Consider the following 7,576-nt stretch of genomic DNA (forward strand, 5'->3'; position numbering starts at 1 on the left):
GACGGCGTGCCATCGCCGCCCCGTGTGGGTGACGGGCCATTGTCGCCAGCGTGCGACGGGGTGGCGTCGCTGCCCCTGGTCGGCGAGGGGCTGGTGTGCGGCGGCGTGCCGTCGCCGCCCCGGGTGGGGGCGGGGTTGCTGTCGCCTGCTCGCGACGGTGTGTTCTCCCCGGCGTGCGTGGAAGTTCCGTCCCCGCGGGTGTGTGGCGAGCCGCTTTCGCCCGCAGGCGAGGAGCTCGAGCCGCCCGCGTGCGAACCCTCTCCGTCGCCGGTGTGAGGTGGTGAACCCTCTCCGTCCGGCGAACCCGAGCCCTCCCGGCTCGAACTCCGGCGGGAGCCCGGATCCGTGTTCATCGGGTCGGAACTCGGCGAATCATCGCCGCCGTGCGAGCCGTCGCCGCTCGAGGAATCCCCGTCGCCGCCGTGGGAACCGTCCGAACCGCCCTCGCCGCCGTGGGCCCGGGTGTGGACCCCGCCGCCCTCCTTCGGGATCTTCCGGACGAAGCCGCCCTCCTTGACCTTCAGCCCGTCGAGCCCGCTTACCTTGCCCAGCACCTTCCCGAAGACCTTCGCGATCTTCTCGAACAAGTCCACCAGCTTCGACAGCAGCGGCGACACTTTCCGGATCGTGTCCGTCAGCTTCTTGAGCAGCTCACCGATCTTCTTGCCCCACTTGGCGATCGCCGCCGTCGCCTGGGCCACCACCACCGGGGTGCCGAAGCCGAGGCTGAAGACCTCCTCCATCACCCACGCGATGAGCTTGCCGACCAGGTCCGCGATCAGCTGCCGCACGGTCTCGCGCACGAACGACACGACCTGGCCCATGATCATCGTGACCGTGCTGATCGCCCCGGCCACCGTCGCCGCGCCCGACAGGGCGTCCGAGTGCTCGGCGGCGAACTTCCGGTAGGCGTCCGCGCCCGCTCCGGTCCAGCCCGTCGTGCCGTTCTTGACCGCGTTGTCGAAGTCCGTCTTGCGCTCGCCCAGCGCCTTCGAGACGTTGCCCCAGGTGTCCGCATAGGACTGGATCACCGGCGGGTTGCCCGCCACCGAGTCCAGCATGTCCTTCAACGGCTGGATGTGCTCCATCAGGAACGACGCCACCGACGACATCAGGTACCCGAACGGGTCGATCGCCGCCCCGGCGACCTCGCCGGCCAGCGACAGCACGCCGAGGCCGCCGGAAACCCAGTCGCCGTCCTTGATGCCGTTGAACGCGTCCATCGAGGACTCGGCGATGCCGATGCCGCCGGCCCAGCCGTAGTCGCCGTTGCCCGCGGTGAACGCGCCCGGCCCGTCCGGGTCCTTCTTCGCGTCCGCGACGAGCGGGTTGCCCTCCGGCATCACGCACCGCCCGCGGAGGAGTTCAGGTCGTCGGCGACCCCGCTCTCGTACCGGCGGTAGGCCGCCGCGGCCTCGCGGACCTTGCCCGACACCGCGGTCATCGCCTGGACGGCGTCCTTCAACGCGTCGATCCCGTACTGCTCCACCGGATCCAGCATCATCCGGAACGGCTGGCAGAGGATGCCGTACGCGTCGGTCGGCATGCTCACCTGGTTCGCCGCGTCGACGGCCTGCTGCAGCCCGTCACCGATGGCGTCGAGCTGCTTCGCGTGCGCCGTCAGGTCGGTGCTGAGTTCCATGTCCGTCATCGGTTTCCCCCTCAGGAAAGGATCGGCCCGCCGAAGTCGTCGTCATCGTCGTCCACCGGACGACGGCGCCGCGGCGGCTGCGGCGGAGCAGGCGGCGCGGGTGGCGCGGGCGGGGTCCGCGGCGGCTCCTCGGTGTCCTCCGGCAGGAACCGGCGGACGCGGTCGGGCTCCGGGAACGCCGGCTCGGGCTCGGGCGGCGGCGCCGGGAACGTGCTCTGCGCCTCGCGGACGATCTCGGCCGCGGCCTGGTCGCCGGTGCCGGTGGTCTCGGTCATCGCCTGCTGCAGCAGCTCCGGGATCCGCGCCTGCGCCCGCTGCACCAGCTGCATGACCTGCGCCGACACCTCGGCCATCCGCTTCCCGGCCGCGGTCTCGGCGATGACGAGGTTCTTCAGCAGCCCGCGGGAGTCGACGGTCACCTGGACCGTGCCGTCCTTCGACCGCTCGGTGACCGTCTGCCCCTGCACGCGATCGGCCAGCGCCTGGTACCGGGCGGCGTTCTCCTCGAGCCGCTTGGTCCAGTTGTCGATCATCGCGTCGCTGGCGTCGATGCTGTCCGGCATGCCGCCCCCTTCCCTCCATCAGACAGACGGAGCCGGGACGCCGTCGGTTCCCGATTCACGTCAAAGGCCACCATAGGGGACCAGCAGGTCTCCTACGGTGGCCTTCGCCGAGACGAGATGTCAGAGGTTGCCGCGGCGCTCCTGCTCACGCTCGATCGCCTCGAACAGCGCCTTGAAGTTGCCCTTCCCGAAGCCCAGCGAGCCGTGCCGCTCGATCAGCTCGTAGAACACGGTCGGGCGGTCGCCGATCGGCTTGGTGAAGATCTGCAGCAGGTAGCCGTCCTCGTCGCGGTCGACCAGGATGCTGTGCTCCTTGAGCGTCTCGATCGGCACGCGCACGTTGCCGATCCGGGCGCGCAGCTCCGGGTCGTCGTAGTAGGAGTCCGGGGTGTCGAGGAACTCGACGCCGGCGGCGCGCATCGCCGTCACCGTGGCGATGATGTCGTTGGTGGCCAGCGCGATGTGCTGGCAGCCGGCACCGTCGTAGAACTCGAGGTACTCGTCGATCTGCGACTTCTTCTTCGCCACGGCCGGCTCGTTCAGCGGGAACTTCACCCGGTGGTTGCCGTTCGAGACGACCTTGCTCATCAGGGCCGAGTACTCGGTCGCGATGTCGTCGCCGACGAACTCCGCCATGTTCACGAAGCCCATGACGCGGTGGTACCAGTCGACCCAGTAGTCCATCTTGCCGAGCTCGACGTTGCCGACGCAGTGGTCGACGGCCTGGAACAGCCGCTTCGGCGCACCCTCGGGCCGCTTGATCGTGCTCTCGCGCGGCTCGTAGCCGGGCAGGTAGACGCCGTTGTAGCGCGACCGGTCGACCAGCGAGTGGCGGGTTTCGCCGTAGGTCGCGATGGCGGCGACGCGGACCGTGCCGTGCTCGTCGGAGACGTCGTGCGGCTCTTCGAGGATGGTCGCGCCCTGTGCCCGCGCGTGCTCGATGCACTTGTCGACGTCGGTGGTCTCCAGCGCCAGGTCGATGACGCCGTCGCCGTGCTTGCGGTGGTGGTCCAGCAGCGGGGAGTCCGGCTTCACGCCGCCGGTGATGACGAACCGGGCCGAGCCGGACTTCAGCACGTAGGACTTGCGCTCGAAGTCGCCGGTCTCGGGACCGGAGTAGGCGACGAGCTGCATCCCGAACGCGATCTGGTAGTACCAGGCGGTCTGGGTGGCGTTGCCGGCGATGAACACCACCGCGTCCATGGCCTTGACCGGGAACGGGTCGGTCGAGGCGTCGTGGTCGACGAGCCCGACCAGCTGACGCAGCTGGTCGTAGCTGACGTCGTCGAGGGCACCCTGGGGTTCGGCAGTCTGGGTCATACCTCGAAGGATCAACCCAGCGAGGCAATCTGGGCAATGGTCTCTGTTTTTACTGGTCAATCTGCCCGGTGCATGCCCGGTACCGGCCGTCATGATGGACAATCTGCGCATGCCGGAGAACCTCGATGCGCTGGACGCGCGGCTGCTGCTGTTGCTCACCGATTCGCCGCGCCTCGGGGTGCTGGAGTGCGCCCGCCGCCTCGGGGTGGCCCGCGGGACGGTCCAGGCGCGCCTCGACCGCCTGACCGAGCGCGGCATCCTCGGCGGCTTCCCGCCGGAGCTGGACCTGGCGGCGATGGGCTACGGCCTGACCGCGTTCGCGTGGCTGGAGATCGCCCAGGGCCGCCGCGCGGAGGTGACGGAAGCGCTTTCGGCGATCGACGAGGTGTGCGAGGTCCACGCGACCACCGGCCAGGGCGACCTGTTCGTCCGGATGGTGGCGCGGGGCAACGACGACCTGCAGCGGGTGATCGACGAGGTGGTCGGCGTCCCGGACGTGCTGCGGACGTCGACGTCGATCGCCCTGTCGACGCCGGTGCCGCCGCGGGTCCGCCCCCTGCTGGAGCGGACCGCGCGGGGCTGAGGGCTCAGACGACCTGGGCCAGGTAGCGCTTGGCCGACCGCTGGACGACCTCGAAGCCGTCGGTGCGGACGACCGCGTCCCACCAGGCGCCGTAGATCGCCTCGAAGCGGTAGCCCGCGAGCAGCTCGGCCGCGCGGCGGACGACGCTCGGCCGCTCCGGGATCAGGTTCGGGTAGCTGTACATGAAGCCCACGTGCGTCCGGTCGGGGATCACCTGCACGATGTCGCCGGACAGCAGCGCACCCCGGCCGTTTTCGCCGTCCGGCCAGTGCAGCACCGTGCCGCCGTCGAAGTGCACGCCCAGGTTGATCAGCCGCAGGTCGTCGGCGAGGTCCAGGGTGGTGCCGGACCACAGCTTCACCGCCGGGTCGGGCCTGCCGATCCACTGCTGGTCGGCTTCGTGCAGGTAGACCGGGACGTCGAACGCGCGCGCCCACTCGACCATCGTCGTGTAGTAGTGCGGGTGGCTGATCGCGATGCCGGTGATCCCGCCGAGGTCGCGGACCCGCTGGACCAGCGCGTCGTCGAGATAGGCGGCGCAGTCCCAGAGGAAGTTGCCCGAGCGGGCCCGCACCAGCAGCGCGCGCTGGCCGATCGCGAAACCGGGGTTCGAGCCGACGCCGACGATGCCGGGACCCTGGTCTTCGATCCGCGGGGTGTAGGTGCCGCTTTCGCGGAGCGCGGACAGGTTCGTCCACTGCTGCCCGGACTGCGGGACGTACTGGCGTTCGTCTTCGCAGACCGGGCAGTTCTCCCGGGCCGCGGCGTACTGCATGCCGCAGGCCTGGCACATCGGTTCGGTGCTCACGGTGCTGTCCTCCCAGAATGTGGATCCTGGGAGGACACGCTATCCGCGTTATTTGTCGTCGGTGTACGGAACCGCCTTGACGAGCGTCACCTTCTGGACCTTGCCGTTGGGCAGCTCGTACTCGCGCGACTCGCCTTCCTTGGCGCCGAGCAGGGCCTTGCCCAGCGGCGACTCCGGGGAGTACACGTCGAGCTCGCCTTCGGCGCCCTCTTCGCGGGTGGCCAGGAGGAACTTCTCGTCCTCGTCGTCGCCCTCGTAGCGGACGGTGAGCACCTTGCCCGGGCCGGCCGTGCCGTCGTTCGCGGGCGCTTCGCCGACCTTGGCCGAGCGGAGCAGCTCCTGCAGGTGCCGGATGCGCGCCTCGGCCTGGCCCTGCTCCTCACGAGCCGCGTGGTAACCTCCGTTTTCCTTGAGGTCACCCTCTTCGCGGCTGTCGTTGATGCGCGCGGCGATGACCGGCCGATTCTCGATCATTTCGTCGAGCTCGTGCTTGAGCCGGTCGTAGGCATCCTGGGTGAGCCAGGTCACCTTGGTGTCGCTCACGGTCACCATCTCCTCGTCGGGCCTGCCAGGCTTGCGTGTTCAAGCCGGCCCACGCGGGCGTAGGTGCCCGCGTGGCTGAGATAAAGGAAAAACACGGCCCGTCGCGGGCCGTGCTGAATGGTCAGACTATCACGGCGCAAGAGGTCGACGCCCGTTATTTCCCCGCGCTCCGGGCGTTGAGCGCGCGGTTCACCCCGTTGGCCGCTATGGGGTTGACAGATACCGTGGTATGTCGTACGAGCAGCCGAAGACATCTGCCGTAACCGGTTCCCCGATGCTCTTGATCGTCGTGCTGATCCGGTTGTACTTCGCGCCGGCCGGGATGAGGAGCTCCTTGCGGCCGCTCTCGGCGCCGGTCTTGTCGCGGACGCGGACCACGCACACGCCGGGCCTGCTGTCGTCGTCCCGGGTGACGTTGAGGGTGATTTCCATCGCGTTGCCCGGTTTTCCGCTGAACGCGATGCGCTCGGCGTCGATCGGCGCCGAACCGAGGTTCACGTACGCGACCCAGGCGATCAGGCCGCTGACCAGCAGGGCGATGGCCAGGAAGAGCCAGCGCCGCCAGCGCCGGGACGTCTTCGCGCGTCCGGCGCCGTAGCGGTCCGCGAGCAGCGCGGGCGCTGCCGTTTCCGCCGGTCCGCCTGCCAACCCGGGCCTCCTGCTCGTTCTTGTCGTACCCGTGGGGACAATGGTGCGGGTACGTCCCGAGTATCCGCCCGCTGGGTGGGCGACCCGCAGGTGGGTCGCGGAATAAGGGCAGAAGGGGAGTCGTTCGGAGCATGGTGGACGCCGACGAGCAGAGGAAAACCGCCAACCCGCGCCTGCGCATGATGGCCGTGCACGCGCACCCGGACGACGAGTCGAGCAAGGGTGCGGCCACGATGGCCCGCTACGCCGCCGAGGGGCACGAGGTGCTGGTCGTCACGTGCACCGGGGGCGAAGCCGGCAGCATCCTCAACCCGGCCATGGACCGGCCGGAGGTGCTGGCCAACATGGCCGAGATCCGCCGGGAGGAGATGGCCCGCGCGGCCAAGATCCTCGGTGTGAGCCAGCGCTGGCTGGGCTTCGTCGACTCCGGACTCCCGGAGGGCGACCCGCTGCCCCCGGTGCCCGAGGGGTCGTTCTCCGTCGTGCCGCTGGAGGAGTCCACCGAGGCGCTGGTGCGCGTGATCCGCGAGTTCCGCCCGCACGTGATCACCACGTACGACGAGAACGGCGGCTACCCGCACCCGGACCACATCCGCACCCACGAGGTGTCGATGGCGGCGTGGGACGCGGCACCCGACCCGGAGCGCTTTCCGGACGCCGGCGAGCCGTGGCAGCCGCTCAAGCTGTACTACGTGCACGGCTTCTCGCGGGCCCGGATGCTGCTGTTCGACGAAGCACTGAAGAAGGCCGGGCTCGAGTCGCCGTACACCGAGTGGCTGGCCAACTGGGACCCGGACCGGGGCGATGTGATGGAGCGGGTGACCACCCGCGTCGAGTGCAGTGAATACTTCGAGGCGCGGGACGAGGCGCTGAAGGCGCACGCCACGCAGATCGACCCGACCAGCCGCTGGTTCGCCGTGCCGCGGGACATGCAGCGCGAGGTCTGGCCGACCGAGGAGTACGAGCTGGTGAAGTCGCTGGTCGACAGCACGTTGCCGGAGGACGACCTGTTCGCCGGCATCACCGGCGCCGAGGAGAAGGTGGACACATGAGTCTGACGCTGCCGGCCGGCGTGGCCCTTCCGGTGACCGCGTCGGCCCTGGTGCTGGCGCAGCAGCCGGGCAACGGCGACAACGGTGGGCAGGGGGAGGACTTCGGCAAGTCCTCTCCGGTCGGCTTCCTGGTGCTGATCCTGTTCCTCATCGCTGTGGCGTTTTTGGTTCGTTCGATGACCAAGCACCTGAAGCGGGTTCCGGCCAGTTTTGACGAGCCTCCGGCTGAGGAGGCCTCTGACGATTCGGCGGTTGAAGCTCCTGTGGAGCCGGAGAAGAAGGAGCCTAATGGGGCTTCTTCTTCCAAAACCGACTGAGATTCTCGGGTTCGCAACCCCGAAGCCCGATTGTGACTACGGCCGGCGGCAGGTTGTCAAGGCACGCTTTCCCGCCTTGACAACCTGCCGC

9 protein-coding genes and 1 pseudogene are annotated in these 7,576 nt (G+C 69.3%); 3 read left to right on the plus strand and 7 right to left on the minus strand.

Features of this window, described 5'->3' with window-relative positions:
- The 4 genes and pseudogenes from ABZX11_RS14245 to hppD form a co-directional block, all read right to left on the minus strand.
- Nucleotides 1–1,343, minus strand: a pseudogene (locus tag ABZX11_RS14245) (hypothetical protein); the annotation flags it as partial.
- Nucleotides 1,343–1,651: a type VII secretion target gene (locus tag ABZX11_RS14250; RefSeq protein WP_176174925.1), complete on the minus strand. Its 309-nt coding sequence runs from the start codon at nt 1,649–1,651 to the stop codon at nt 1,343–1,345. The pseudogene ABZX11_RS14245 and the gene ABZX11_RS14250, both read right to left, overlap by 1 nt.
- Nucleotides 1,652–1,662: 11 nt before the next feature.
- The gene (locus tag ABZX11_RS14255; RefSeq protein WP_354913101.1) at nt 1,663–2,214 is read right to left on the minus strand and encodes a YbaB/EbfC family nucleoid-associated protein; all 552 of its coding nucleotides are present in this window, start codon (nt 2,212–2,214) and stop codon (nt 1,663–1,665) included.
- Nucleotides 2,215–2,334: 120 nt separating this feature from the next.
- Entirely contained in the window at nt 2,335–3,534 is a 1,200-nt protein-coding gene (gene hppD, locus ABZX11_RS14260; protein ID WP_176174927.1) for a 4-hydroxyphenylpyruvate dioxygenase, read from the minus strand.
- Between the two features lie 109 nt (nt 3,535–3,643).
- Here hppD and ABZX11_RS14265 point away from each other — a divergent pair, with 109 nt between their 5' ends.
- Entirely contained in the window at nt 3,644–4,117 is a 474-nt protein-coding gene (locus ABZX11_RS14265) for an Lrp/AsnC family transcriptional regulator (RefSeq protein WP_160696256.1), read from the plus strand.
- A 4-nt stretch (nt 4,118–4,121) separates the two neighbouring features.
- On the opposite strand, the gene ABZX11_RS14270 is transcribed toward ABZX11_RS14265, so the two are convergent.
- The 3 genes from ABZX11_RS14270 to ABZX11_RS14280 form a co-directional block, all read right to left on the minus strand.
- Nucleotides 4,122–4,925: an MBL fold metallo-hydrolase gene (locus tag ABZX11_RS14270; RefSeq protein WP_176174928.1), complete on the minus strand. Its 804-nt coding sequence runs from the start codon at nt 4,923–4,925 to the stop codon at nt 4,122–4,124.
- A 48-nt stretch (nt 4,926–4,973) separates the two neighbouring features.
- Nucleotides 4,974–5,477, minus strand: a complete 504-nt coding sequence (greA, locus tag ABZX11_RS14275) for a transcription elongation factor GreA (RefSeq protein WP_176174929.1) — start codon at nt 5,475–5,477, stop codon at nt 4,974–4,976.
- Nucleotides 5,478–5,672: 195 nt separating this feature from the next.
- Nucleotides 5,673–6,116, minus strand: coding sequence for a DUF4307 domain-containing protein (locus tag ABZX11_RS14280; protein ID WP_176174930.1), 444 nt, complete (start codon nt 6,114–6,116; stop codon nt 5,673–5,675).
- Between the two features lie 131 nt (nt 6,117–6,247).
- Between ABZX11_RS14280 and mca the strand changes: the two genes are divergently transcribed.
- Nucleotides 6,248–7,168: a mycothiol conjugate amidase Mca gene (mca, locus tag ABZX11_RS14285; RefSeq protein WP_176174931.1), complete on the plus strand. Its 921-nt coding sequence runs from the start codon at nt 6,248–6,250 to the stop codon at nt 7,166–7,168.
- Entirely contained in the window at nt 7,165–7,485 is a 321-nt protein-coding gene (locus ABZX11_RS14290; protein WP_176174932.1) for a hypothetical protein, read from the plus strand. Before mca ends, ABZX11_RS14290 begins: the two co-directional genes overlap by 4 nt.
- The last annotated feature ends 91 nt before the right edge of the window (nt 7,486–7,576 follow it).

This window comes from Amycolatopsis sp. NPDC004169 (genome assembly GCF_040610315.1).
Lineage (GTDB): Bacteria > Actinomycetota > Actinomycetes > Mycobacteriales > Pseudonocardiaceae > Amycolatopsis.